Below are 25,707 nucleotides of genomic sequence, written 5' to 3'. Positions count from 1 at the left end.
GGCAGATGTCTCCGAACTCCGTGAAACGACCCCCGCCGCATCCACAGACAGTGTCTTGACGCCGTTTGTGAAGCGTAAGAACCTGTTTCCATTGACTGAAACCAAGCTTAAAAGAAGCTACGAGATTGTCAAGCTATAAACAAACCAACTGGGAGATTGTTTGGAGACGCTCGTCATAGTTTGTGGTCCGGCTACCTGGATCGGTACTGGTAGACGATCGTGTCGGCGTCCTGGTACCTGACCGACCATGCCGAGTTGGTCCGCAGCCACTGCCGGAAACGGTTCACCGCGTCGTCGGGAACGAACCCGTAGTAGTGCATCGCTTCGAGCGACTGGCGAGTCAACACCATGTATGTAGGCGTAGGGCTGACCGAGGCGTTGTAGTCGATCTGGCCGAGCTTTTCCGGCGTCGGGAACCCCTGCATGTACTCGGGGCCGAGAGCGTACAGAGGAACATCCCAGTAGTCGTTGGCCTCGGTCAGACGGCCGTAATCCGATGTCGAGCGAGCCGGGTACCCCGAGGAGTAGAGCATCGTGACGGCGGTTCCGGAGGGCGACTCCGCGGCCACCGCTCGGGCATCGTCGATCTGGTCACGATGCTCGAGCACGATCGGCCACAGTCCGAAGTACGCCTGCAGCCCGAGAACCGCCGAACCGACCGCGCCGGCCGTGGCGACTGCGACCGCGGTACGTGCGGTGAGCCTGCGGGCGCGCGACGGCCGGTCCTGCGACGGCTGACGGTCGAACAGGGCAAGGAACAGCGGCGTGATCAACAGAACGCACCCCGGGATCGCGTAGAGGTACACCCGGAAGATCGCTTCACCGCCGTAGCTCTGCCCGGCGAGCAGCATGATCGAACCGAATGCCATCACCATCGGGGCCCAGAATGTCTTCTTGGTACGCCAGGCATAGATCGCCGAGACGAACGCCAGGCCGAACACCCCGCCGGACAGCGCCCGGCAGACCAGGGACGTGATCTGTTTGCCCAGCACGCCCTCTTCCTGGACATTGCTCGCCGCGTTCTGAACCGGGTCGAACCCCTGGAAGAGTCCGTACGGTGCCACGATCGGCAATCGTGGATACAGATATCCCAGCAGGATGACGCCGAGCGGAATCATCAGCCACCACGGCTTGGCTCGTCGGGTCACCAGCAGCACACCGGTGACGGCCATCAACCAGTACGGAGTCAACTGATGCGTCGGCACCAGCGCGGCGAACGGAACTATCGACAGGAACGCCGCGGATCTCGTCAGCGGCGAGGACATCAGCAGAGCCAGGAAGCCCACGGCGAGTAGTAGTGCCCAGGCCTGCGGGGAGTAGTAGTCCTGGCCCACCCAGTTGATGACCTCGGCGAGCATCACGGCGGTGACGGCGGCCCGCTTGGTGAACTTCATGACTCGGGCCAGACCGTAGATGCATGCGGCGAGCACCACGTGGATCATCGGCGCGAACACGTGCGCCAGCGAGAGGGTGTCGTACCCGGTGACGTGCTGGAACCACGCCGAGACGAGGAAGAAGCTGGGCCACTCGCTGTAGATGTCCACCCCGCTCGGGGCCAGCCGGTTCAGGTCGAGGACGAATTCGGTCACCGCTACGTGCTTGTACGTCCAGTCGTAGATCGGCGCGGACGTGATCAGCGTGACGGTGAACCGCTGCACCGCGATGGCCAGTCCGATCGCGACCATCATGGTGCGCAGCTGATTCCGCCGTAGGGCGATCAGGAACGCCGCGATGATCAGGACCATGCACAGCACGAGCCCCGGGCCGGTGCCTGCGGTCAGCAACCCGAACTGCGAGTACGTCGCTCGTTCGAGGCCGGGCAGCATCGGCAGCCACAGAAAGAAAGCCAGTGCGAGAATCAAGCCGGCAACGTTGCGGCGCAGCGTGTCTCGGTCGGTCAGGACGAACTTGGTCGACGCAACGGCCGCAGCGCGTGACGACGGTGAAACGACCGCCCGTGTGCGCGCGATCCATTCGGGCAGATCGGGACGACCGTGCTTGCGGTACCACAGCACCGACGAGCCGATCAGGGCCAGACACAGCCACAGCGTCCACATCCGGGGCGACCAGCGGTATCCCCACATTGCCACCGACACCATCAGTGTCACCACCGAGATGCTCAGAATCGGCAACGCAGCCGGGACCGCGGTACGGGGGATGCGCACCCACGACAGAATCGCCGCACCCGGCCCGAAGAACAACAGGACCGTGAGAAGTACGACGCGAACGAGGGTGGGCAGCGCGATCATCGAGGCCAGACCGGACCCTGCTGCGAGAACAGCGATGTCGGCGTAGCGCAGTCGACTGCCCGCGCGCCGCCGAGTGCCGGCAGCGGAGTCGGTCGAGCCGACCGGCCATTCGAGGGTCCAGTCGGACGGGACGAACAGCTTGTGCCGCAGGTCCGTGAGGGACCGGAGGCTGGAATCAGTCGAGGACCGGTTCACGGCTCACCCCCGCCAACGGAGTGCGCTCGCGACCTTCGCGCCTGCTGCGCCGAATGGCCGCCGGGCCCTTGGCGATGGACAGCAATTCCATTCGGCCGATGCCATCGGGCAGGTCGGCGGCAAGATCGTCCGGAGGCGACGCGACCTTGCTCATCTTGGCCGACAACCGAATTGCGCTGCCGAGCCGGCGGATCGCCACCGTGGCCGCGAGCGTTGCGGATCTGCGGTTCGTGGCGACGGTGTACAGCCAGGCACCGAGGCCGAGGCCGTAACCGCGGGCCTGCACGGCCAATGCCTCGGAATCGGCGCGGTGCCGGTGCCACACGATGGCCGCGGGCTCGTACACCAGCTTGTCGCCCGCCATCAGTACTCGAAAGAACATGTCGAGGTCCTCACCGCCGTTGGTCGGGGAGCCGACTCCCAACGCCTCGTCGAAGCCTCCCAGATCGAACATCCGACTGCGGTCCACGGCGAAATTGGCCCCGGTTCCGTACATCCCGACCTGGAACGGGAACAGCGGAACATCGGCCGGGGGGTTCTTCAGGTCGTAGACCCGAGGCGTCACCGAACTCGCCCACCCGACGCGGCGATCGAAGTACGCCTGCGCCTGGGTTCTGATCTCCCCGCTCGGCACGATCCCGGACACGCACGTCACTCGATCGGCTCGTGCGAAACCGCGCGCGATGCTCTGCAACCACTTCGCATCCACCGCGACATCGTCGTCGGTGAACGCGACGATGGTGTTCCGCGCCGCGCGCAGACCCGTGTTCCTCGCCCTCGACAGCCCTGCCGTCGGCTCGGACACGACGCGAATGCGCTTGTCGCTCAGGCCTCCGACGTACTGCTGCGTCGCGTCGGTCGGAGAGGCGTTGTCGACGACGACGACCTCGAAATCCGGGTAGTCCAGAGCGGCCACCGATGCGAGCGCTCCCTTCAGGTGGTCGACCCGATCCCGGGTGCAGATCACCACCGTGATCGGGGGCAGTGACCGACCGGGTTCCGGCAGAGCCTCGGGCATCGGAACCTGCGCGAGAGACATCGCCGCCGTCCGGACGGCCGCCGCAGGCACTGCGCCGTCGAGAACGTCCAATTCGACGAAACCGAGCGGGTCGAGTCCGCGTCGGATCAACAACCGGGCACGCCGATAGCCCTCGGAATCGTCGAGTACGAGGGACGTCGGAAGTTCCTGCTCGAGATCGATGTCACCGATCCACACGGCACCGTCCCATTCGGGAGACTGGAGTCTGGGGAGCGCGGGAGGTAACACGGGAGAGATCCTTTCGGGTGACACATTTCGGGGCAGGTACTGCAGTTCTCAATCGGTGCGATACCGCACCCAGTCGACGGACATGGTCGCCGGGAACGGCGTCGAATTGTCGGTGGGCCCGGGCCAGTCGCCGGCCACGGCGACGTTGAACAGAAGGAAGAACGGCTTGTCGAAAACCCAGTAGTCGTCTCCGCCGACGAGGTCGGCCGGGGTGACGGTAGCCAAGGTGGTGTCGTCGATGCCGGTGGTCACGCGCCCCGGTGAGCGTTCGACCCAGTAGGTGTGGAAGCCCTCCGACAGCGGTTCCGGTGGGGTTCCCCCTGCGTCCACCTTCTGGCTGGTGAGCGAATCCGGTTGGGGCGCATGGATTCCGGTGTGGTACTGATCGGCCTGGTTCAAGGTCTCCATGATGTCGATCTCGCCGGACAGGGGCCAGCCGACGGAGTCCAGATCGGTACCGAGCATCCAGAACGCCGGGTGCAGCCCGGCGCCGGCAGGCATCTCGATTCGCGCCTCCACTCGGCCGTAGGTGAAGTCGAACTTGTCCTTGGTGGTCACCCTCGCCGAGGTGTAGCCGTCACCGTTGCGCATGGCGTTGATGACCATGCGGCCCTGGCCGTCGACGGAGGAATTCTCGGTCGAGTCGGTGTAGTCCTGCTTCTCGTTGTTTCCCCAACCGGTCCGACCGACGTCGTGGCTCCATCGGGCGTCCGCCAACGCGTCGCCCGCCGTTCCCGAGAAGTCGTCGTAGACGGTGTAGCCGGGCTTGGCTGCCGCAGTGTTCGACGCCGACGTCGTGGACGTGGCGTCGACGGTGTCGCCCGTCGCGGATTCCGAATCGCTCCCGGTGGAGCGGTGGCCCAGTCCGTACACCGTGCCGGTGACGACCAGCCCCAGCACGACGAGAAATGCCAGCACCGACGGCCAACGGCGTCGCGGACGCTCGACGAGCAGTCCTGTGCCGGGGAGCCGTGAGATCTCCACGGTCCCGGCGCGGGACTCCCCGCCCGATGCGGAGTGACGGCTCACGCGGACTCGTCGATGGTCTTCGGTACTCGCGTCGCGTTGAACTGCGAGACCGAGAGCACCACGACGCCCACCAGAAGGGAGTAGGTGGCGATGCGTTCCATGGACCCGATGCCGAGTCCGAATTCGTGGCCACTCATGTAGGCGAAGTATCCGGCCAGGCCGACGGCACCGAGCGCGGTGACCACGATGCGGATGCTTCGTCGCAGACTCCGGTGACCGCCGGCGACGACGAGGCCGAAGTTCCCGAAGACGAAGAACGCGGTGGCACCGAACGAGTGGATCGGGTAGTTGACGCCCTGGTTGACGACGCCGGCCGTGATCGCACCCGCACCGGCTACGACGAAGAACGACGCGGCCCTGCCATCGATCCGGCGAACGATGTACCACGATCCGCCCACCGCCGCGATCGCCACTCCGAACAGCACCATCGAGGCGTTCAGCAGGACGTAGAGCTGGCTGCACGGCCAATCACCTGCAGGACCGCAGAAGGGGATTCCGAGTTCGCTGATGTAGTTGTTGCGGTAGCTGTAGAGCCCACGCCAGGTGGCCGAGACGATGTACTCGACCAGGACGAACTGCACCACCGACAGACCCGCCCACCGAGCGACATGGGCAACGAAGCGTGATCGCTTCGGTGCGGCGGTGGGCTCGGCCCGCGTCGTCGTGCGATTCGCTTCGGACTTCGCTTCGGTGGTCATGCGATCTTCTCCTGAGGGGCGAGCAATGCGAGGGGGTCGGCGGCCACCAGATCGAGTGCGGATTGCACGGTCTGGCTGTCGAAAACGTTGTCGTGGAACGATGCCGAGACGAACACGACCGAATCGATGGTCTCCATCGTGATCATCACCGACTCCGGACTACCGGGTGCCGCGATCACGAAGAAGGCTCGATCGGCAGGTTCGGCAACCCACGACACCGGCTCCAGCTGCCTGACTCTACCGACGTCCGAAAACATCAGATCGACATTCGGACTCACCGGCGCACGGTCGTCGAACACACCGGAAACAGCTCGCTGTTCGCGCTTGTACTTGATCGTGCTGATCGTCGCCGACGCGATCGGACGCCCCTTGTCGATCGCGCCGGACAGCGCGTCGTTCACCTCACGGGGCGAGGTGGGATCGATGTCGGTGAAACCGATCCCGGCGGCGAAGTTGCCCAGCACCGTGGTCGACGGCGGAAGGTAGCGGCGGCAGTCGAAGAGAAACCCCGCGGACCGAGCGACCGAAAACGACGTACGAACGAAGGCCGCGGACACGGCCGCGCACATCACGGCACTGACACTCGCACCGGGCAGATTGGATATTCGCCACCGACGAATCGCGTCGGTGGTGCCCACCGGGGTCACAGCAACGGCGACCGCGGCGGACGGTGTCCAGGGGCGAAATGCCGTCGGTGATGCAGTGTCGGGTCCCTCGGTCGATTCTGCGGATTCGGGAGTCAAGGCGGGAAAAACGCGGCCGTAGATGGTGTCGACAATCTTCCGAGGATTTCGGACAGCCCAGTGCAGCAATGCTTTTCGCAAAGGGTGGCCTTCCACTGCACCCCCGGCCCAGGCCGGAAGCGGAGCATTCGGGGAAGCGTCGGCCAAGTAGGCGAACAGGTCGACCGGCAACAGGGCGTCGCCGAGTCCGTGATTGAGATCGAGGAACAGGTACCGACCGTCCAGCCGGATCCGAACGGGAATGTCGACCACGGACTCGTGCGCGAACTCGGTCAACCGCTCGGCCAGCTGTGCGTGGTGCACGGACGGTCCCTCGGTGATGTGCTCGACAACCCGATCCGGCTCGAAAGCCCATGCGGCCGAGAATTGTTGGGCGTGCAGACCCAGTCGAGTTGCCGGACCGACGGACGCCAATGCGAGCACGCGGCTCTGCACACGTGTGAGATCGCCGAAATCTGCCGGCCCCAGCACGGTCACGATTCGTGAATCGGACCGAAGCATGTCCAACGAACTTGCTCGATAGGTCTGGGTCATGGTGCCGTCCTGTGTTGAGCGTGCACCGGAATGCGACGCGGCGACGGCTCGGCGTGCTGCGGCTGTGCGTCCTGTGGCTCGCTGTGGCGAGGTTCGCGGTGTCCCGCTTCACCGTGTCGGAAATCCCGTCGACTCGATCGAGCGGAGTCGTCGTGACGGTCGTCGATCGGCCCGCGCGGACCGGGGTCGTCGGGCGGTCCTGCATCGTCGCCGGGCTGGCCGTTGCTCCCTGCCGACAGCTCGCGAATCCACCGAATCAGCGGCACGATCAGCACCAGCGCGCCGAACGCCTCGGCAGCGAGGTACGCCCAGCCCACAGCGGCGATACCCATCGACGACGACAGCCCGATCGATCCGCCGATGATTATCGAGGTGGCCACGACCTGCACGATCACAGCCAGCCGCATGCGTCGACGGACCCGAGCCAAACCGTCGTACAGAGATCCGACCACCGAGAGCGGAATGGTGAGCGCGGCCAGCTGCACGATGATGGTGCCCTGGTCGCGGTAACCCTGGCCGATCAAGCCGAGGCCGAACGGTGCGATGAAGGCCAGGAAGATCGACCCTCCGACCGCCACGATGCACACGAGGGTCATGAACCGTTTGGTCAGGCGGTGGAACTGTTGTGGATGTGCGGCGACCTCGGCGACATACGGGCCGATCAACACGCTGATCAGAATGTAGAGGGCGCTGACGATCGACCAGGTGAGGGAGAAGTAGGCGTTCTGCTCGGCGCCGAGGGTGGCGACGACGATCATCGGCACCAGCAGCGGAGCGAGGGAGCCGAGTGCGGTGATGCCGTAGGCCGAGCCGAAGTAGGCCCACATCTCCCGCTGGGGCGGAAGATCCGGTTTGCCGGCGTACCGCTGTTCGGTGCGGACGTTCTTCATGATCGCGCGCAGGACGAAGATCGATGCCACGATCGCCGGGACCGCCCAGGCGGAGATGATCGAGGTGCTGCGCTCGGTTGCGAAGAGCGCCAACAACATGACGAATTTGACGACCGCGTGAAAGATGTTCTTGGCTGCTGCCCAGCGGGCTACGCCGAGACCGGACGACGTCTGATCTTGAAGTGCGAATACCGCGAGCACCGCAACGAAGAACGGGAACGTCACGATTTCGGCAGTGTTGGTGAACATCTCGTCGACGGGAGCTACCAGCAGGAAGCCGCCGCCCAGGACGAACGCGAACGCCGTCACGGTGATGTAGCCGCGCACGATGAACGACTTGGCCAACCGGCCCGAGATCGGAAGGAACCGCTCGTACATCGACCCGAGGCTCAGGTTGGACAGCGTCGAGAGCATCACCGCGGAGGTGATGACGGCAGAAGCACTGCCGACCTCTGCCACGGGGTAGAGGCGGCCGGCGGCTGCCCAGAACAACAATCCGAGCGCTCCGGTGATGGCCGTCGACAGCATCAAGGCCAGTGAATTCAGCGCCAGGTTGCGATCGGATGCCTTCGACCCGGGTCCTGATTCCGGGTTCGGGTCGGCCAGGACGTCGGCCGGTCGAATATCGACGGAGCGGACCGGGTTGTGCCGTGGCACGGTCGGAACCGGCATCGTCGGACTGTTCATCAAACCCATGTCGAACCGCGCAGGTTCGACCGGATACCACCGAAGTTGTTCGAGTTGCTCGTGTTTGGGTGGCGCGATCCTGGGAGCGCGGTGCTTCACAGTCGCACCCGCCCCACTGCGACAGGCGGCGACGGCGCGGAGATCTCGATGTCGAACGCGGCGGAGGTGGCAGCAATCAGTTCGGCTCGGACGTTCTCGCGTAGATCGCGGCCGTAGAGCGAGTGATCACCGGACTCGAACGACGTGACAGTGGGCACCGACGCTCGACGCTGCAACCGGCGCATGCCTTCCGGACCCCGGTTGGTCTCGAACCAGGTGGCGTCCGTGGGGGAGAGCAGCACCCGCGTCTGCACCTCCCGATCGCTCAGGAGCCGCAACGAGATCTCGGGAACCTGAATCAGTCCGCGGCGTCCGAGCCAGATCCAGAGGGCATAGGGAATCCGCGGCTGCAGTGCATTCTTGGTGGCCACGCCCCAGTGGTGGAGTCGATCGAGTGCGCGTGCCCGCAGTCCGGTCTCCTCGGTGTGCATCGAGGAGCGTTTGACGAACTCGAGTCGACGAGTGGTCCAGTCCAGCGTGTTGAGAAGTACTGCCGATCGCACTCCCATTTCGCGCGCAGCAAAGCTGGAATACCAGGAGCCCGAGCACATTCCGGACACCAGGATGTTGTCGGGGGAGGCCCCCGACTGCTGGACGGCGGTGAGGGCGTCCTCGTTTCCTTCGGGGCTGTAGAGGCGAGTCACCTCCCCGTCGGCGACGACACCGGACTCACCGGTGCCACGCCGATCGAAACGCACCGTGGAGACTCCGAACCGGGGGAGAAGCCGGGCAAGTTCCACCCACATACGCACCGGACCCACGCGGTGCTCGTTCGCCGTGGGGTAGAACACCACGGTCGGACCACCGGGTAGGCATCGATCCGAGCTGGAACGAATTGCGAAAAGCTCTTGCGCGCCGAGGAACTCGATGCTTTCGTCGATTCCGTCGACCAGTGAACGCGTCCGACGCGGCACCTCGACGTCGTAGGCGGTTCGGCTCGGGAACTTCGCCGCCGTCCAGGTGGCGAGAGACGCGATGTCGGCGGCCGGGATGATGACCTCGAAGTCGCTCGGCTCGAGAAAGTCGTCGTGACCGGACAGCGTGTGCTCGTCTGCGGACAGTGCGTCGACGAGTGTGCGTACCGGCTTGGAGTCACCTCGCTCGGCGCGGGTGGCGACCAGTACCGGTGCCTCGGTCGTCGCCTTGGTGGCGTCGAGCGCCGCGAAGTCTGCAGCCGAATCGGGATGCAGCGCAGCGCCGATGATCGACACACGAGGATCGGCGTCGGAATCGGTGGTCACGCTGACCGAATACAGGGCGCGCTGCTCGTGCAGATACGACCGGCCGCGGACAACCGGATCCCAGAGGGTCAACGCGGTCAGTGGCCCACACTCGGCGGCTACCGAGCACGCCAGCAGTGCACCCATACGGAGGCCGACCAGACCGACCTCGCCCACACCGCAACCGCGCACGTAGGCGACGGCGTCGACGACGCTGCGCTGCCAGTGACCGACCGCGCCGGGCGCATCCTGCTCACCCCACGAATCGCCGGTGCCGCGATAGTCGAAGCGCAACACCAGAAGTCCCTGCGCACAGAGCTTCTGCGCGAGCAGAGTCATGCCCCGGTACGAATCCACCTGCTCCTTGCCGAGCGGCGGGCACAGGACGACGCCTCCGCGCGCCCGGCCGCCGGTCGGCACGTGGACGGTACCGAACAGAGGCGAATCGGACGGGCCGAACCACGTCGAATACTTGCCGCCCGGGGTACGCGAGGACTCGGCGGGAACGGAGCCGATGCGCCGAGGAGCGGTGCGGGAACTGTTCACTTCAATTGGTCCTTACACGTACACGGGTGAAGCGGAATCGATCAGGGGCGCAGTGCGGCCGGCCACGCGGAACGATCGAGTCCGTGGGTGCGGAGCATCGCCAGCGCGATGCGTTCCATACCGAACCCGACGCATGCACTGTGAGCCGGTTCGCCGTCGACAGTGGCGATGTCGAAGGTGTGGCCGAAGTGGTCTCGGTGGCAGTTGCACGACACGACCGCGGTGCCGTCGTCCAGATCGCCGTAGAGCTTGACGACCAACTCGGTCTTGAGGTTCTCGTTGCGCTGGTTGGCGGCGAGCATGCGCCCGGCGCGCCCGAAGAACGGATCGTTTGCGATGACCGCCTCGGCTTCGAGCCCCAGATCGGCCAACACCTGCAGGCCGCGCGGCACCCACCGTTCGCGGTGTTCGATCGCCTCGTCGGGGGTGCCGACGCGGACGAACTCGTGCATCCGAAACGCTTGCATCCGAGCCGGATCGACTGCCGGCTCGTGCCGGAAGCAGAAGCCGTAGATGTCCATCAGGGCACCGTCGGCGGGCAGTGTTCCGGTGAGCATCGAGTACGACGGGTGGCAGGCGGCCGAGACCAACATGGTTCCGGCGGAATGCAGAAAGTGATCCCAGTCCTTGCCGTCGGATCTCTCCGCCAACAACGCGGCGTGGGCCTTGTTGTCGCCCTCGAACGTGTTGATGGCACCGGTGAGATTGGGGAACGACGCGATGTAGTCGGTGCGCTCGAAGGCCTCTCGGGGGAAGACCGGAGCGAATCGGAATCGCTTGGCCTGGTAGCCGTGCTCGGCTGCTCCGGCCGCGACGACACGCGAATCGATGAATTCGATGATGTCCTCGAATTCGCCGCTGCGCCCATACAGTCCGGGAATCGAGCTGGGTACCAGCAGTCCCGCGTCGATGAGCTCGGCGCGGAAAGATGCTCGGGCGGAGTCGAGTTCGCTGATGTCGGTCTCAGGTGCGGAATGTGTGGTGGTCATCATTTTCCCTTGTAGACGAGGGAGAGCTGCGAGTTGTGGCCGAGGATGCGCTCGTTGCTCACCATGATTGCGGACCCGTGCGCGTCGCGAAGGTGACGGCCGATGCTGAGCTCGCCGCCCTGTCGATAGCCGGCGATGCCACAGATCTGCAGGGCCTTGCCGACAATGTCGATGACGAGCGTCGACGCGGTGACCTTGACGTTGTTGATCTTGAGCGCAAAACCGATGGCACCGAGCTCGGCCGGGCTGTCTGCGACGGCCTCGAACTTCGCAGCTGCGCCGAACACCGTGTCCACCAGCTGCTCGTGCACCACCATCAACTCCGCCAGGCGCAGTGCGCTCGGCGGCGGTGTTCCCGGTGTCTTGCGCGCGGCCTTCTGGACGAATTTGCGTGCCTTGGTCACGGCGGCGTCGGCGATGCCGAGCCAGGCCGATCCCCACAGCACGTGTGCCACCGGAAGCATGGTCTGCGCGGAGATGTCGCCGTAGTTGTCGCCCAGAATGTTCGACGTCGTCGTGCGCGCGGCCAACATGAAGCCGGGGCTGCAGGTGCCGCGGAATCCGAGGGTGTCCCAGGTGCCGGTCTTCTCGAGCGTCACGTCGGGCTTCTCGCACACCACGAGGACCTGGTCGCTCGGCGGGCTGTCGACGCTGCGGCGCGCCGTCGCCAGCACGATCTGCGCGTACTCGCCGTACGAGATGACGGGCGCGTTCTTGCTCAGGGTGATCCGCTCGCCGTCGTACTCCACCGCACAACTGCTCGAGCGGACGTCGCCGCCGATGTTGATCTCGGTAGTGGCGGAGGCCACCAGGATGCGATCGGTCACAATTCGTCGCTGTAGGTCTGCCATGGCGTCGGACTTGCCGTGGCGGACGATGCTGAGCACCTGCGACTGGTGCATGACGAAGATCATTGCCGTCGAGGCGCACTCGGAGCCGAGGGCACGCGAGATGCGGGCGATGTCTGTCAGGGTTGCCCCGCCACCGCCGAACTCACGCGGAATCCCGACACCGAGCAGCCCGGCGTCGCGCAGCGCCTCCACCGATTCGGTGGGGAAGCGGGCATCGCGATCTACTTCGTCGGCATAGGTCCGCAGAACGGCCAGCACGTCGGTCATCGACTGGTCGATCGAGCTCTCGTAGACGGTGGTCATGGCCTCAGTCCGTCAGCTGGGCGATGGCCGCGGCGATCGCGTTGATGCTGCCGAACGTCGACTTCTGCAGCATGGTGTCGGGAAATTCGACGTCGAACTCGTCCTCGAGGGCGATCATCACGTTGACGCTCGCGTGCGAGGTCAGGCCGCTGTCGTAGAGATCGGCGGCTTCGTCGATGCTCTCCACGGGGACGGGCAGCTTTCCGAATTTCTCCAGAACGGTTCGCACCCGAACCACGTCCTGAGCATTGAGCGTCTGCATCGAAAACCTCCACCGATCGCGTTAACCACGAGACCGGACGGCCTCGTAGTCGTCTCCAGGTCCGCTGGCTGTGCGCCTTTTCGACCCAAAGTCTCCCCAGACCCATTCAAACAATATCCTAGATTGTTTAGTAGCGTTAGTTCGATGCCCGCATCGGTCCTCGGGACCGCCGTACACTTCGAGTGGAGCGGGGGCTCGTGAGGGTGCCGATCGGGTACCGAATCGCAATGCGCAAAGGATTGTCTTGTCGATGAGTGGAGTCTGCGGTGTGTCCGTGGGTACCGGTGCCGTGCGCATCGCGTACATCGCGGACGGACGCCGCGTCGAGGACTCCATAGACGCAGTGGGCGCGCACGACGTGCTGCCCGGCAAGCTGGTCGACCACGGCCCGTTCGAGGACATCGTGCTTGCCGGATGGGATACCGCAGCCGTCACGGCGCTTCTCGACACGCTGGACGACCGAACGGTCCCCAACGCCCGCATGGTCGAGGAATCTCAGGCCCTGATGGCCTACGCCCGCACAGTTCCGGAATTGGCCGACAAGGACTACGTGCTGGTGGTGGACCTGGGCAAGAAGGGGCTGTCGGCCACCGCACTCGACGTCGCCGGCGACTACGTCGAATGGACCGCACGTACCGTCGACATCAGCGGCGATCGCTTCGACGAGGTGGTCCGCGGCATCGTGATGGCCAAAGGCATCCTGCCTGCACCGGTCGGCCCGGAGGGCGACGCGGAATATCAAAGCTTCTTCCGCGAACTCAAGGAACTCGTCAGTTCGTCGGCGGGTGTCCGGGCACCGAACCGCGGCCCGATGTTGCTCAGCCGCAAGGAATTCGAGCGCGAGATCACCCCGCTCGTAACCGACGCCCTGGACTGGGCATCCAAGCAGGCTCCCGACGCGGTACTGCTCATCGGCGGCGGTGCAGGCATCCCCGCGGTGCGCACCATCATCGAGGACAAGTGGAGTGTCCCGGTCTATGTGCCCGACGCGCCGGCGATGGCCATCGCCAAGGGGGCAGCACTCGACGAGAGGCCCGTTCTCGAGGCCGCTGTCGGCACGGATGTTCTGGACGCCGATGTTCTGGACGCCGGTGTTCTGGATTCCGATGTGGGACTTGTCACGGTGCCCGACGACGCGTCCGAGCTTCTCGATGCGCCCGGGACCACGGATTTCGGTGCGGTCGACGAGTGGACGGTCGACGGCCTGACCGTCGATCAGCTCGCCACCGAAGAACTGGCGATCACCTCGACCGTGTTCGACACGGCTGCCGACTCCTCGACAATCGCGCCCGCGGTGGTCGCGCCCGCGGTTGCGGAGCCCGACGTTCTCGAACCCGACGTTCTCGAACCCGGTGTCGTCACCCAGCCGACGCGGCGCACGGCGAGATGGTCGGTGCGCGACGCGTCGGTTCTGGCGGCGGTCGCCCTGGTGATCGTCGCGGTGGCAGGTCTGGTGTTCACTCGCGGAAACACTCCGGCACCCACTCCGCTCATCGACGAGCAGATTCCCGTCGATGCGGGGTTCGCTGCCGCCCTCGCCGACGCTGCCGGGCCGGCCGAGGATGCAGCTACTGGGCCGGCCGAGCTGCCCGTCCAGGGGCCGGTTCGCCTGTCGGACGCCGATCTGTACGAGCGAGCCTTCACCTACGACGGCCAGCTGTACCAACCTGTCGTCGATACGGAACTGCCGGAATAGACCGCAGGGCCGGGCGGGATGCTGGAACGGGCAGCGCGACCGCTTCTGCGGCATACCGCCTCGGCTGCTTCTGGGGCGCGCGCCCCGTAGTTTCGGTCGAGGCGGTAGCCTGGCGCTCTGGACGAGGTGTACCGCGTCCGCCGCTACTGCCGAACGAAGTGAGGCCGACAACCGTGACTGTGCTGCTTGGGGTGTCCATGGGGACCCGGGCTGTGCGTACGGCGCAGCCCCGAGCCGAGCAGTTCCAGGCTCCTGTCGGCGACGCGTCCGGCCTGGTCACCGACATCGAGCGGCCACTGTTCTTCCGTAACGAGCTCATCGACAGCGTGGGCGGCGATCTCCCGCATCTGGCCGCCGAATCGATCGGTGCGGCCGTGGAAACCGAGCCCGAACTCGCCACCGGTGTCGCCTACCGCGACCCTCGGCAGGCAGATGCGCTGCATGCCGCGCTCGCCGGTGCCCATCTGCACAACTACCACCTGGTGCACGAGGTGGAAGCCGTCGTCGAGTACCTGGCAGCCACCGGCGAGGCCCGCGACTACAGATCGGTCGCGTTGTTCGATCTCGGTAGTTCCGGACTGACGGTCAGCGTCGTCGACCTGGTACAGCGGACCGTCACCGCCTCGCAGCGGTCGGGTGCATACAGCGGCGACCTGCTCGACGCCTATGTCCGCAACAACCAACTCGAGCGTCTCGGCAAGAAGATGACGGACCCGGACATCGCACTGTTCGAGAAGCGCTGCCGAATCGCCAAGGAACGCCTGTCCACTCAGGATGCGGTGTGCCTGCCCGATGCGAGCGGGATGATTCTGCTCTCGCGCGAGAATTTCGAGCTGCTGATCACCGATCTGCTCGAGGAGGCCGTCGAGTTCGCGCGCGACGTGTTGATCGGGGCGAACGTGCCCATCGATGCCGTTGTGCTGATCGGCGGAGGCGCACGGATGCCGATCGTGCAGAATCGCGTCGGACCGCTGCTGGAACTGCCGTCGATCGTGCCGACCGAGCCGGAGACCGTCGCAGCGCGTGGCGCTGCTCTGACCGCGCGACCGCACTCGCGCTCTCGAACCGCTCCGGGACGCAATCCCGACGCGAACCGGCGGGTGGCACCGCAACCGGCAGCCCTCGTCGACCCCGTAACTCGCGTGGACTCGACACCGACATCTGCGCCGACCCCTCAGCACCGACCTGCGCCGCCGCGTCCGCCGCAGTCGCGTGTGGCGAACCCTCGGCCCCCGAAACCACCTCTACCTACGGCCGCCCCCGTGCGGCCGATTCCGGCCCGCACCGAGTCGCTGCACGCTGCACCGTCGGCGTCGGCTCCGGTGCCTTCCACAACGCGTCCGGTCCCCGCCCGTCCCTGGGTCGCGGCGGCTCCGATCGCCGGCACATCGGCCGAGGCTCCGGTGGACACCACGTCGGTCGAGGTTCCGGTGGACACCACGTCGGTCGAGGTTCCGGTGGACACCACGTCGGTCGACGCCACGAACGCGGCCGGCGGGTTCGAATCCTTGAGATTCACCGATTCCGTTGTCGATTCTTCCCATTCTCTTGCTGTCGAGCCGGAGTCGCCTCCGGCCGTGACGGATGATGTTCTCGACGACCACGTGCAGGGGGCGCAGGTCGACGGGGAGGTCGTTGCATTGAGCACGGATGCCGGCGATGGCACCGTCGAAGGCGCAGTCCACGACTCGGACGTAGCGGAAACTGTCGCGGCACAGAGTGTTACGCAGGTTCCCGAGAAACAAGTCGATACCGAGACGACCGACGACGACGACGGTAAGCCGGTTCCTTTCCAGCTGAAGAACATCTACTGGCTCGACGCCGACTACGACGACGACGACGGTGAGGACGATCGAACCCGTGCTCGACGCAAGCTTCGCACCGGTGGTGTGCTCGCCCTCGGCCTTGCCGCAGTAGTCGGCGTGTCCGGTTTCATGCTCACCCACCAGAACACGCCGCAAGTGGTCGACACGTCGGTGAGTCGCACTCAGACTCAGGCCCCGGCCGCGACGACCGTTCCGCCCACGTCGGTGATACCTGCTCCGGTGTTGCCGCCTCCCGCGCCGGTGACCACCGTCGAACCGACCACCGTGCCGCCCGAGACCGAGGTCTACCAGGAGCCGGTCACTCAGGAGCCAGTCACTCCGGAGCCGACGACGACCACGGCCGAGCCCGCTCCGCCGCCACCAGTCGAGTCCGTTCCACCGACAACGACGCAGCAGCAGCCGCCGCTGTTCCCGGCGTTCCCGGACTTCACTCTGCCCGGGTTCCCGCCGATCGCTCCGCCCGCCCCCTGACTCGATTCAACTCTCGCCGTGAGTATTTCGCGGCCTGATGTGCTCGAAGATCAGGATTGTCTCGGTCGCTGCGACGGCAGGGTCGGCACTGAGATTTTCGACGACGAAATCGCGGAGCGTGGCGGTGTCGACGGTTGCCACGTGCACCAGGAAGTCGTCGGCACCGGCAATGAAGTAGATGTTCAGGGTTTCTTTTCGAGAGGCGATCTTCGATCCGAATTCGCTGATCCGCCGTCGAGCATCTGCTTGTAGCCGCACCGAGATCATGGCTTGGATCCCTTGGCCGAGGGCCTCGGGATCGATGTCGGCGTGGAAGCCGCGGATGACACCACGATCGACGAGGGCGCGGACCCGGGCCAGTGCGGTGGACGGAGCGACACCGGCCGCGGCAGCAAGCGCGTTGTTGGGTGTGCGGGCGTCGCGGCGGAGCTCGTCGAGCAGGATGTGATCGATTCGGTCCAGCGGAATCGGCCGAACATCCTTCGGCTGGGACCCCACGCCACCCGTCTCGAACGAACTATTACTCACCATCTGACCAGGCTACAGAATTATATTCACTTCCGTTGCGGCTATTCCGTAGATAATTCATAGTTGCCCTACACGGATGAAGCCACGGCTTCACGTCACCCACCACCGAGGAGGCCGCCATGAAGATCGGAATTCCACGCGAGATCAAGAACCACGAATACCGGGTGGCCATCACTCCGGCAGGCGTGCACGAACTGGTCTCGCGAGGACACGAAGTGATCATCGAAACCGAGGCAGGAGCCGGATCGTCGTTCACCGACACCGACTACAAAGCCGCGGGTGCACAGATCCTCACCGATGCGGCCGAGGTCTGGGAAACGGCCGAGCTGCTGCTGAAGGTCAAAGAACCTATCGCCGAGGAGTATTCACGCCTCCGTAAGGGGCAGGTGCTGTTCACCTACCTGCATCTCGCAGCGTCCAAGGCCTGCACCGACGCGCTGCTGGACTCGGGGACCACCGCCATTGCCTACGAAACAGTCACTGCCGCAGACGGTTCGCTGCCGCTACTCGCGCCGATGAGTGAAGTTGCCGGACGCCTCGCGCCCCAGGCCGGTGCATACCACCTGATGTCCAGTGAAGGTGGACGTGGGGTTCTCATGGGCGGAGTGCCCGGAGTGCGTCCCGCCAATGTCGTGGTCATCGGTGCCGGTGTGTCCGGAAAGAATGCCACCGCAATCGCTTTCGGTATGCACGCCGACGTCACCGTTCTCGATCTCGATGTGAAGGCTCTGCGTGCCATCGACGATCAGTACCGCGGCGCCGTCAAGACTCTGGTGTCGAATGCGTACGAACTCGAACAGGCCGTTCTCGCGGCCGATCTCGTCATCGGTGCGGTGTTGGTACCCGGAGCCAAAGCTCCGAAGTTGGTATCCAACAGCCTGGTTCAGCGTATGAAGCCGGGTTCGGTTCTGGTCGACATCGCCATCGATCAGGGCGGCTGCTTCGAGGATTCGCATGCCACCACCCATGCCGATCCCACATACAAGGTGCACGAGTCGGTGTTCTACTGCGTCGCCAACATGCCCGGAGCCGTTCCGCGCACGTCCACCTACGCTCTCACCAACGCCACCCTGCCGTACGTCGTCGCACTCGCCGACAAGGGTTGGGAAGCTGCCTGCGAGGCAGACGCGGGTCTGAAGGCGGGACTGAGCACGCACAACGGTGCCCTGCTGTCGGAGACCGTCGCAGCTGCATTCGCCTGAGGAGCGGGTGAGCGGCTGCGCCGCATGTGAGCAGAACTTCGTAGTCCGCTACGAACTTTCGTGCACGTGCGGCGCAGCCGCTCTACGCACTGTGGCGACCCGAGCCCCGCGAGCGCGTGGGCTTGGGTGCCCTTGACGGCGCGCCTTTCTTGGACGAGTCGGCCGGTCGAGACGAGGTGATCGGCCGGGCCAGCAGCACGGCGATCGCCGTGGTGAGGGGCACCGACAGGGCGAGGGCTACACCGCCCACGGAGGATCGGACGATTTCGATCGACACGGCGTCGCCGGTCAACACGTCCTGGATCGACCGGTCGGCGACGCTGAAGAGCAGTAGGAGTGGCAGCGCGCCACCGGCGTAGGCGAGGACGAGGGTGTAGACGGTACTGGCGATGTGATCGCGGCCCACTCGCATCGCGGCGGTGAAGATCTCGCGCCGCGACGCCGTCTCGTCCACCGATGCCAACTCGAAGGCTGCCGACGCTTGAGTGATCGTCACGTCGTTGAGTACACCGAGCGAGCCGATGATGAAACCGGCCAACAGCAGGCCGGTGACACTGACGTTGCCGATGTACGTCTGCACGGCGGTGTTCTGTTCCTCCGACAACCCGGTCAGGTGCGTCATCCGAATTGCGATGTACGACAGGACTGCGGCCAGGCCCATCGAGGTCAATGTGCCCAGTAGCGCCGAGCTGGTGCGCAGATTGACCCCGTGCGCCAGATACAGCACGGCATAGAGGATCACCGCACCGGCGACGAGGGCGACCGGAATGGCGGGCGCGCCGTCGAGCAGAGCCGGCAGCATGAACACCACCAGCACGGCGAACGCGATGAGCAGGCCGACCAGTGCGCGGAATCCCCGCCAGCGAGCGACGACGCAGATGACCACGGCGAACACGCCGACGATCAACCCCAGCGGAAGCCCGCGGGAGTAGTCGTTGAACGAGTATCGAACCCCACCGGACGGGTCGGTCTGCAACACCATCCGGATGTCCTCGCCTGCGCTCAGCGTCGGTTGGCCGGGACCCGGTGCGATCTCGAGTACCGTCCGCTTGCCCGCGTCTTCGCCCGTCGTGATGTCGACGATGCTGCGCTGACATTCGTACGAGTCGTTGACCGCTGGGGTCGGGTTGCCGGTGAACGCTCGGCCGGCGTCGGGGCTTCCGCAGGGACCGATGCTCTGCGAGGTGATGGTGCCCGCCTCGGTGGACACAGCACCTCCGCCGGAGGTCTGGAACGGCAGCGGGATGTCGACGCTCTGTTTGCTCGGCCAGAGCGCGAAGGCCCCGGCGATGACGGCTATGCCGATGGCGACGAGCAGTCCGATGACGACCTTGGCGGCTACCGGGCCGAGCGGCGCTGGACTGTCGCTGTGTCCGTGCCCGTGTCCGTGGCCCACATGGGAGTCGAGGCCCGGCCTGGTGCCGTCGGGATGATTGCCTTGTGGTTCCACGGTGCAAGGCTAGTACGGGGCCATCTCGGTGGCCGATGCGAGGAGCTCGGTGGCGGGGAGCAGGGGGGGCGTCCCCCGCCACCACCTGACCGACCCGGGGGGGAGGGGCCGACCAGGGCTCGCGGGCACCGAAGTGCCGTCCGCCAATCTACAGACCATTCGGCCGCAGGGCGCGCTCCCACCCGAGTTTTTTGCGTCACTTTCAACTACTCGCGCGTAACTTTTGTCGTCACTGCTTGTAGGACGCGAGAAAGTTGCCGAACCTTTCGATCGCCACGGCCAGGTCACGCGCCCAGGGCAGAGTCACGATGCGGATGTGATCGTGGCCGGGCCAGTTGAAGCCGGTGCCCTGAACGACGAGGATTTTCTCCTGCAGCAGAAGATCCTGCACCAGCTTTTCGTCGTCGTAGATCTCGTGTACTTCGGGGTCCAGTCGCGGAAACGCGTACAACGCGCCCCGAGGTTTGACGCACGAGACGCCGTGGATCGCGTTGAGTTTCTCCCACGCGACGTCGCGCTGCTCGAGCAGTCGTCCGCCGGGCAGGATCAGATCCTCGATGCTCTGATAGCCGCCGAGTGCGACCTGAATGGCATGCTGCGCAGGAACATTGGGGCACAATCGCGTCGACGCGAGAAGGTCGATGCCTTCGATGAATCCCGCTGCGTGCTTCTTCGGCCCGGTGATCGCCAGCCACCCCGCGCGGTAGCCGGCCACTCGATACGCCTTGGACAGTCCGTTGTACGTCAGGCACAACAGATCGGGAGCCAGGCTCGCCAGGGAGATGTGCTGGGCGTCGTCGTAGAGGATCCGGTCGTAGATCTCGTCGGCCAGTAGCAGCAACTGATACTTGCGGGCCAGATCGACGATGCCCTGCAGAACTTCCTTCGAGTACACCGCACCGGTCGGGTTGTTGGGGTTGATCACCAGCAGCGCGACGGTCTTCGGAGTGATCTTCGACTCGATGTCGGCCAGATCGGGATTCCAGCCGTTCTCCTCGTCGCAGATGTAGTGCACGGCCTTGCCACCCGACAGCGTCGTCATCGCCGTCCAGAGTGGGTAGTCCGGGGCTGGGATCAGCACCTCGTCACCGTCGTCGAGCAACGCCTGCATCGTCATCGTGATGAGCTCGGACACCCCGTTACCGAGATAGATGTCGTCGACGTCGAGCTCGGGGAAGCCTGGTTCGAGCTCGTAGCGCGTGACGATGGCACGTCGCGCCGACAGGATTCCCTTCGACTCCGAGTAGCCCTGGGCGACGGGCAGTGCGGCGATCATGTCTCGCACGATCACATCCGGAGCCTCGAAGCCGAACGGAGCCGGATTACCGATGTTGAGCTTGAGGATTCGGTGCCCCTCGGCTTCGAGTCGAGCGGCGTGGGCGTGTACCGGTCCGCGGATCTCGTACAGCACGTTCTGCAGCTTGGTGGACTGCTGCAACGTGCGATAACGCGGCTGGGAGTTGATCTGCGGAGTGGTCACCCGTCACATCGTGCCAGGCGGGCGGTCTCGATTTCCACGAGGTTGTTTCGCGAGAAGTTGTTTCGGCCGGGTTGTCGGTGGCGAGTGCAACAATCGGGCTATGTGCGGACGGTATGCCAGTACCCGGAGTGACAGCGACCTGCAGGCGGTGTTCGACATCGCCGAAACGGTGGGCGAGGAGGTGCCGCCGTCGTACAACGTCGCCCCGACACAGACGGTGCGGACGGTGCTTCAACGCGCCCCCAAGGACGAACCGGAGTCCGACGCGGTGCGGCAACTGCGGTCGGTGCGCTGGGGTCTGATCCCCTCCTGGGCAAAGGACGCGAAAATCGGTTCCCGGCTGATCAACGCCAGGTCGGAGACCATCACCGAGAAGCCGTCGTTCAAGAAGGCCGCGAGCCGTCGACGCTGCATCGTGCCCGCCGACGGGTACTACGAGTGGGAGAAGCGCGACGGCGCAAAGGTGCCCTACTTCCTTCACACGGAAGGCGTGCTCGCGATGGCAGGTTTGTACGAACTCTGGCGAGATCCCACCAAGGCCGAGGACGACGAGAACAGGTGGGTCTGGTCGGTCACGGTGCTGACCTCGCCTGCAGCCGACGCGCTCGGTCACATTCACGATCGCTCGCCAGTCGTGCTGCCACCGGATCTCCGCGCGAGCTGGCTCGATCCGACCGTGACCGACCTGGGGGCGGTGCAGGAGATGTTGGCGGCAATTCCCGAACCACGTCTGGAGCCCTACGAGGTGAGTACGGCGGTGAACAGCGTCAAGAACAACAGCCCGGAGCTGTTGACGCCGGTGTAACGATCAGGTGAGTCTCGCCCGGCAGATCTCGAGAATTGCGGACCGCTCGTCGGGGGACAGCTCCTCGGCCACCGGCGAGTCGAGAATACGACGCAAGCGCTCGAAGTAGGTACGTGCGTCGACGCCGAATGCGACGTAGATGTCCTCGTCGCTGCCGCCGCCGTAGCCCTGCCAGGTTCGGCCGAATGTCAGAATTTCGTGGTCCACCGATTGGGTAGTGGTCCGGCGCATGGTGTTCCCCCTACTGGTACTTGTGTTCCATCATCCGGGTCACTGTTGAAGGGCCGGTGAACACCGCGTTACAGCCACGTCAGTTCACTAGGGTGGAGATCGTGACTGCACTCGCCTTCGGATCCTGGCCCTCGCCCATCACCGCAGCGGACCTCTCGTCCGCGGGCCATCCCGTCGAGGGCGGTCGCTACGTGGGAGGCGAAATCTGGTGGTCGGAATTGAGACCGGCCGAACAGGGCCGGACGGCTGTCTGCCGCTACGTCGACGGAGAAGTGCAGCCGATTCTGCCCGCACCGTTCAACGCCCGCACCCGAGTCCACGAATACGGCGGAGGGGCTTGGACCGCGACAGCGGACGGCGACCTGGTGTTCGCCGGGTTCTCCGATCAACGCGTCTATCGACTCACCCCGGGCGGCGCACCTGTGCCGCTGACCCCGAAACCGGCTGTGGCGTCGAGCATCCGGTACGCCGAACTTTCGGTAGTCGGTAACGACGTCATCGCAGTCCGCGAGATGCACGACGCCGGAGCGGTATCGAGAGACATCGTGGCGATCGACCTGAGCGGTGGCGGGGTGCGCTCGTTGGTGGCGGGATCGGACTTTCTCGCGTTCCCGCGCCTGTCGCCCGACGGCACCCACATCGCCTGGATCGCATGGAATCACCCGCAAATGCCTTGGGATGGAACGGAATTGCGTGTGGCATCGCTGTCCGATCCCACGTCCTGGACGGTCCTGCTGGGTTCGACCGAGGAATCGGTGATGCAGCCGGAGTGGATCGACGACCGGTCGCTGTACGTCATCAGCGACCGAAGTGGTTGGTGGAACCTGTATTCGGCGACGCTCGATGGAGCGCTTTCACCTCTGCTGACCCTCGATGCCGATTTCGGTGCTCCACTGTGGCGACTCGGATCCAGTTGGTACGAGGTGCTCGACGACGGAAAGCTGCTGACCGTGCGGACCGTCGGTACCGACACCCTCGCAGTGCTCGACCCTTTATCCGGCGCGCTGGACGACATCGCGCTCGACGGTGTGACGTCGGTAGGTCTCGGTGGGCGCCGCGGATCGACAGTGTTGATCAAAGGCGGTGGGGCACAAGTGGCGGGCGGACTGTTCGCACTCGATCTCGGAACTCGTGAACTCACCCCTGTCCGTTCGGGTTTCGAGTCCGTCCCCGATGCTGCGTATCTGCCGGAGGGGCGTCAGGTGACGTTCCACGGACCTGATCGTGAGGTGCACGCCATCGCCTATGCGCCGCGCAACCCGGCCTACGAGGGGCTCGACGGCGAACTCCCGCCGTACGTCGCGTTCGTTCATGGCGGTCCGACGGCGCACGTGGCACCCGCGCTGAACCCGCTGTTCGCGTACTTCACCAGTCGGGGCATCGGCGTCGTCGACGTGAACTACGGCGGGTCGAGCGGATACGGCCGCGAGTACCGCAATCGTCTGCGCGGGCAGTGGGGCGTCGTCGACGTGGAAGACACCATTGCCGCGGTGCAAGGGCTCGCCGACAGCGGTCTTGCCGACCCCCGCCGGTTGGCCATCGAAGGCGGCTCCGCAGGCGGTTGGACAGTGCTGGCGGCGCTGACGTCGTCGGATGTATTCGCCTGTGGGGCTTCCTACTTCGGTGTCGCTGAGCTCGAGCTGTTCGTCGCGGAGACCCACGACTTCGAATCCCGTTACATCGACGGGCTCATCGGACCGTTACCCGAGGCCATCGACCTGTACCGCACCCGCGCACCGGTCAACAACGTCGACGGACTGTCCTGCCCGGTGCTGTTGCTGCAGGGATTGGACGACCCGATCGTGCCGCTATCACAGGCCGAGAGATTCCGAGATGCCATGGTGGAGAAGGGGATACCTCACGCTTACCTCGCCTACGCAGGTGAATCGCATGGGTTCCGCAAACTCGAAACTCAGGTGAACGCACGAGAGTCCGAACTGTCCTTCTACGGCCAGGTCATGGGATTCACGCCGCCCGGAATCCCCGAGCTGGAGCTGTGGCGTCCCGCTAGCTGAGTGGTGGGTGTGCGCGCTTCGCCTCGAGAAACTCGAGCAGCGCGCTGGGGATGGCGCAGTACTTGCTGTTGCCTTCGGACAACTTGCTGCCTGCCTCGAACGCGGCCTTCGACGGGCCGTCGTGTTCGCGGATGAGGGTACACAGGCGCTCGTCGGTCCGGCCGGACTCGCAACACTTCTCGACATGCGCTCGGTCGTCGGGGGTCAGCGCCGACCACCACTCGTCGTAGCGTCGCCAGAGCTTGTCCGCGTCGTCGGTCATGCCTGCTCCTACTCGTCGGGTACGCCGTGCGATTCCGACCATACTCACGATGCCCGATTCGTCCACGTCGCGGGGGTGTGGCAAGGAAGCTCACACCCTTTTTGCAGACTGCGCGCCCCTGCTCTGACGCGAGCGGGGGCGCGCAGTCGGTAAAAGGGGCGCTCACTTACGGTGTCGGGCGCGCTCGGCAGCCTCGCGGATCATCCGTTCGACCAATTCGGGACTGTCGAGGTCCGCCCAGGCGATTCGTACAACCTGGCGTCCGTTCCCACGAATGCGATCCTCGCGACGCTTCTCCTCCCACACCACGTCTGCCGCAGACTGTCCTTCCGGCACGTAGCGTCCGTACTTCACCTTGCCGTCGAATTCGAGGACGGTCTCGATGTCCGGCAGATCGAAATCCACGCGCCCGACGAATCCGCGGGCATCTGTGATCGTCACTTGCAGCTGTGGGGTGTACCCCAGGTTGTGCAGCAACACCCGGGCGCGCGATTCTCCGACACTCTCGGACCTGCCGTCCATGAACTTCGCGACGGTGTGTGCCTTTCGGTTCCCCGGGTGGTTCGGACACGAATCCAGTGCTTTGACAACCTGTTCGACGGTCAGGCCCCGGGTTCGCGCGGCGACGTCTGCAATACAGACTGCCGTCTCGAAGGGGAGTGTCCGAGCGCAATCGGCGATGGTTCGCGCCAAAGCCGTGACCCGCACACCATCGATGTCGACGACGTCCGCGTCGGAGTAAGGAGACGTGTGCAGTCTCCGGAGACCACTGCTGCGCCCACCGCCACGGGCACGGTTGCGGGTGATGTGCACTCGGCTCAGATCGGCATTCCACACATCGAGACCATGAAAGACGGCTGCGCTCACATGACTGACGACTGCGTCGGGTGCCGTGGCCGCGTCGAACACAGCCTCGGCGATGACGCGGTGCTTCTCTTCCGCTGTGAGCGAGTCGAATTGCGACCGGCTGACGAACCGCCCGGGTCGCAGTCGACGCCACGCTCGCGTTCGGCAGTAGCGCTGCAATTCGGCATCAGAGGTACCACGGGAGAGAGCGTCGGATCGCGAGACGATGCGGGTCATTAAGGAATGCTCTCCAGCGCAATCGCTTTGGACAAGCCCCGTGTGCCGGATTGTGGATAACTCGTCGCCTGTGGATAAACCGGGGCGGGACCTCAC

At 65.1% G+C, this 25,707-nt stretch carries 21 protein-coding genes; 5 read left to right on the top strand and 16 right to left on the bottom strand.

What is annotated here, in order from left to right; translation table 11 throughout:
* Positions 1–191 precede the first annotated feature (191 nt).
* The 10 genes from ASG84_RS21040 to ASG84_RS20995 form a co-directional block, all read right to left on the bottom strand.
* Positions 192–2,444, bottom strand: coding sequence for a hypothetical protein (locus ASG84_RS21040; protein WP_057478932.1), 2,253 nt, complete (start codon positions 2,442–2,444; stop codon positions 192–194).
* A complete protein-coding gene (locus ASG84_RS21035; protein WP_235581769.1) occupies positions 2,425–3,711 on the bottom strand; it encodes a glycosyltransferase family 2 protein in 1,287 nt (428 codons plus the stop codon). Before ASG84_RS21035 ends, ASG84_RS21040 begins: the two co-directional genes overlap by 20 nt.
* Positions 3,712–3,759: 48 nt before the next feature.
* Positions 3,760–4,740, bottom strand: a complete 981-nt coding sequence (locus tag ASG84_RS21030; RefSeq protein WP_235581768.1) for a glycoside hydrolase family 16 protein — start codon at positions 4,738–4,740, stop codon at positions 3,760–3,762.
* Positions 4,737–5,438, bottom strand: coding sequence for a DUF998 domain-containing protein (locus ASG84_RS21025; protein ID WP_057478930.1), 702 nt, complete (start codon positions 5,436–5,438; stop codon positions 4,737–4,739). The genes ASG84_RS21030 and ASG84_RS21025 overlap by 4 nt, the downstream gene beginning before the upstream one ends.
* A complete protein-coding gene (locus ASG84_RS21020; protein WP_156399644.1) occupies positions 5,435–6,715 on the bottom strand; it encodes a hypothetical protein in 1,281 nt (426 codons plus the stop codon). Before ASG84_RS21020 ends, ASG84_RS21025 begins: the two co-directional genes overlap by 4 nt.
* The gene (locus ASG84_RS21015; protein WP_200936645.1) at positions 6,712–8,277 is read right to left on the bottom strand and encodes a lipopolysaccharide biosynthesis protein; all 1,566 of its coding nucleotides are present in this window, start codon (positions 8,275–8,277) and stop codon (positions 6,712–6,714) included. Before ASG84_RS21015 ends, ASG84_RS21020 begins: the two co-directional genes overlap by 4 nt.
* 110 nt (positions 8,278–8,387) lie before the next feature.
* On the bottom strand, positions 8,388–10,157 hold the full coding sequence (locus tag ASG84_RS21010; RefSeq protein ID WP_235581767.1) for a hypothetical protein: 1,770 nt from the start codon (positions 10,155–10,157) through the stop codon (positions 8,388–8,390).
* A 41-nt stretch (positions 10,158–10,198) separates the two neighbouring features.
* Positions 10,199–11,146 carry an amino acid--[acyl-carrier-protein] ligase gene (locus tag ASG84_RS21005; protein WP_057478928.1) on the bottom strand — a complete coding sequence of 316 codons (948 nt, stop codon included), beginning with the start codon at positions 11,144–11,146 and terminating at the stop codon, positions 10,199–10,201.
* Entirely contained in the window at positions 11,146–12,300 is a 1,155-nt protein-coding gene (locus ASG84_RS21000; protein WP_057478927.1) for an acyl-CoA dehydrogenase family protein, read from the bottom strand. Before ASG84_RS21000 ends, ASG84_RS21005 begins: the two co-directional genes overlap by 1 nt.
* Before the next feature lie 4 nt (positions 12,301–12,304).
* Positions 12,305–12,562: an acyl carrier protein gene (locus ASG84_RS20995; protein WP_057478926.1), complete on the bottom strand. Its 258-nt coding sequence runs from the start codon at positions 12,560–12,562 to the stop codon at positions 12,305–12,307.
* Between the two features lie 250 nt (positions 12,563–12,812).
* Between ASG84_RS20995 and ASG84_RS20990 the strand changes: the two genes are divergently transcribed.
* Positions 12,813–14,258 carry a hypothetical protein gene (locus ASG84_RS20990; protein WP_156399643.1) on the top strand — a complete coding sequence of 482 codons (1,446 nt, stop codon included), beginning with the start codon at positions 12,813–12,815 and terminating at the stop codon, positions 14,256–14,258.
* Between the two features lie 173 nt (positions 14,259–14,431).
* Positions 14,432–16,555 (top strand): Hsp70 family protein, encoded by a 2,124-nt coding sequence (locus ASG84_RS28350; RefSeq protein ID WP_235581766.1) that lies wholly within the window; start codon positions 14,432–14,434, stop codon positions 16,553–16,555.
* A gap of 6 nt (positions 16,556–16,561) precedes the next feature.
* Here ASG84_RS28350 and ASG84_RS20980 read toward each other — a convergent pair whose 3' ends face one another.
* Positions 16,562–17,086, bottom strand: coding sequence for an Lrp/AsnC family transcriptional regulator (locus ASG84_RS20980; protein WP_057478923.1), 525 nt, complete (start codon positions 17,084–17,086; stop codon positions 16,562–16,564).
* Between the two features lie 116 nt (positions 17,087–17,202).
* Between ASG84_RS20980 and ald the strand changes: the two genes are divergently transcribed.
* On the top strand, positions 17,203–18,285 hold the full coding sequence (gene ald, locus ASG84_RS20975; protein ID WP_032376195.1) for an alanine dehydrogenase: 1,083 nt from the start codon (positions 17,203–17,205) through the stop codon (positions 18,283–18,285).
* Positions 18,286–18,367: 82 nt separating this feature from the next.
* Here the strand turns inward: ald and ASG84_RS20970 are convergent, their stop codons facing one another.
* On the bottom strand, positions 18,368–19,735 hold the full coding sequence (locus ASG84_RS20970; RefSeq protein ID WP_057478922.1) for a YibE/F family protein: 1,368 nt from the start codon (positions 19,733–19,735) through the stop codon (positions 18,368–18,370).
* A gap of 229 nt (positions 19,736–19,964) precedes the next feature.
* Complete coding sequence (locus ASG84_RS20965; protein ID WP_057478921.1) at positions 19,965–21,215, bottom strand: pyridoxal phosphate-dependent aminotransferase; 1,251 nt, start codon at positions 21,213–21,215, stop codon at positions 19,965–19,967.
* A gap of 100 nt (positions 21,216–21,315) precedes the next feature.
* On the opposite strand from ASG84_RS20965, the gene ASG84_RS20960 reads away from it, so the two are divergent.
* Positions 21,316–22,020, top strand: a complete 705-nt coding sequence (locus tag ASG84_RS20960) for an SOS response-associated peptidase (protein WP_057478920.1) — start codon at positions 21,316–21,318, stop codon at positions 22,018–22,020.
* A 3-nt stretch (positions 22,021–22,023) separates the two neighbouring features.
* Here ASG84_RS20960 and ASG84_RS20955 read toward each other — a convergent pair whose 3' ends face one another.
* Positions 22,024–22,251, bottom strand: a complete 228-nt coding sequence (locus tag ASG84_RS20955) for a DUF3263 domain-containing protein (protein ID WP_057478919.1) — start codon at positions 22,249–22,251, stop codon at positions 22,024–22,026.
* A 101-nt stretch (positions 22,252–22,352) separates the two neighbouring features.
* Here ASG84_RS20955 and ASG84_RS20950 point away from each other — a divergent pair, with 101 nt between their 5' ends.
* Positions 22,353–24,266 carry a dipeptidyl-peptidase 5 gene (locus tag ASG84_RS20950; protein ID WP_057479068.1) on the top strand — a complete coding sequence of 638 codons (1,914 nt, stop codon included), beginning with the start codon at positions 22,353–22,355 and terminating at the stop codon, positions 24,264–24,266.
* Here ASG84_RS20950 and ASG84_RS20945 read toward each other — a convergent pair.
* Together ASG84_RS20945 and ASG84_RS20940 are read right to left on the bottom strand one after the other, a co-directional pair.
* Positions 24,259–24,528, bottom strand: coding sequence for a hypothetical protein (locus ASG84_RS20945; protein ID WP_156399642.1), 270 nt, complete (start codon positions 24,526–24,528; stop codon positions 24,259–24,261). The two genes, ASG84_RS20950 and ASG84_RS20945, sit on opposite strands and share 8 nt — an antisense overlap.
* Before the next feature lie 162 nt (positions 24,529–24,690).
* A complete protein-coding gene (locus ASG84_RS20940) occupies positions 24,691–25,611 on the bottom strand; it encodes a type IV toxin-antitoxin system AbiEi family antitoxin domain-containing protein (RefSeq protein ID WP_057478917.1) in 921 nt (306 codons plus the stop codon).
* Positions 25,612–25,707 lie beyond the last annotated feature (96 nt).

Source organism: Rhodococcus sp. Leaf278 (assembly GCF_001426085.1).
Taxonomy (GTDB): Bacteria; Actinomycetota; Actinomycetes; order Mycobacteriales; family Mycobacteriaceae; genus Rhodococcoides.
Note: the sequence above shows the minus strand (reverse complement) of the source record. Positions and strands in the feature narration are given on the sequence as shown.

Bases quoted from the DNA above. Each gene is read 5' to 3' on its own strand.
- ASG84_RS20995 (WP_057478926.1), bottom strand. From the start codon at position 12,562: ATGCAGACGCTCAATGCTCAGGACGTGGTTCGGGTGCGAACCGTTCTG.
- ASG84_RS21020 (WP_156399644.1), bottom strand. From the start codon at position 6,715: ATGACCCAGACCTATCGAGCAAGTTCGTTGGACATGCTTCGGTCCGAT.
- ASG84_RS20940 (WP_057478917.1), bottom strand. From the start codon at position 25,611: ATGACCCGCATCGTCTCGCGATCCGACGCTCTCTCCCGTGGTACCTCT.
- ASG84_RS21025 (WP_057478930.1), bottom strand. From the start codon at position 5,438: ATGACCACCGAAGCGAAGTCCGAAGCGAATCGCACGACGACGCGGGCC.
- ASG84_RS21015 (WP_200936645.1), bottom strand. From the start codon at position 8,277: ATGCCGGTTCCGACCGTGCCACGGCACAACCCGGTCCGCTCCGTCGAT.
- ASG84_RS20960 (WP_057478920.1), top strand. From the start codon at position 21,316: ATGTGCGGACGGTATGCCAGTACCCGGAGTGACAGCGACCTGCAGGCG.
- ald (WP_032376195.1), top strand. From the start codon at position 17,203: ATGAAGATCGGAATTCCACGCGAGATCAAGAACCACGAATACCGGGTG.
- ASG84_RS21005 (WP_057478928.1), bottom strand. From the start codon at position 11,146: ATGACCACCACACATTCCGCACCTGAGACCGACATCAGCGAACTCGAC.
- ASG84_RS21000 (WP_057478927.1), bottom strand. From the start codon at position 12,300: ATGACCACCGTCTACGAGAGCTCGATCGACCAGTCGATGACCGACGTG.
- ASG84_RS20990 (WP_156399643.1), top strand. From the start codon at position 12,813: ATGAGTGGAGTCTGCGGTGTGTCCGTGGGTACCGGTGCCGTGCGCATC.
- ASG84_RS20945 (WP_156399642.1), bottom strand. From the start codon at position 24,528: ATGACCGACGACGCGGACAAGCTCTGGCGACGCTACGACGAGTGGTGG.
- ASG84_RS20955 (WP_057478919.1), bottom strand. From the start codon at position 22,251: ATGCGCCGGACCACTACCCAATCGGTGGACCACGAAATTCTGACATTC.
- ASG84_RS20980 (WP_057478923.1), bottom strand. From the start codon at position 17,086: ATGGTGAGTAATAGTTCGTTCGAGACGGGTGGCGTGGGGTCCCAGCCG.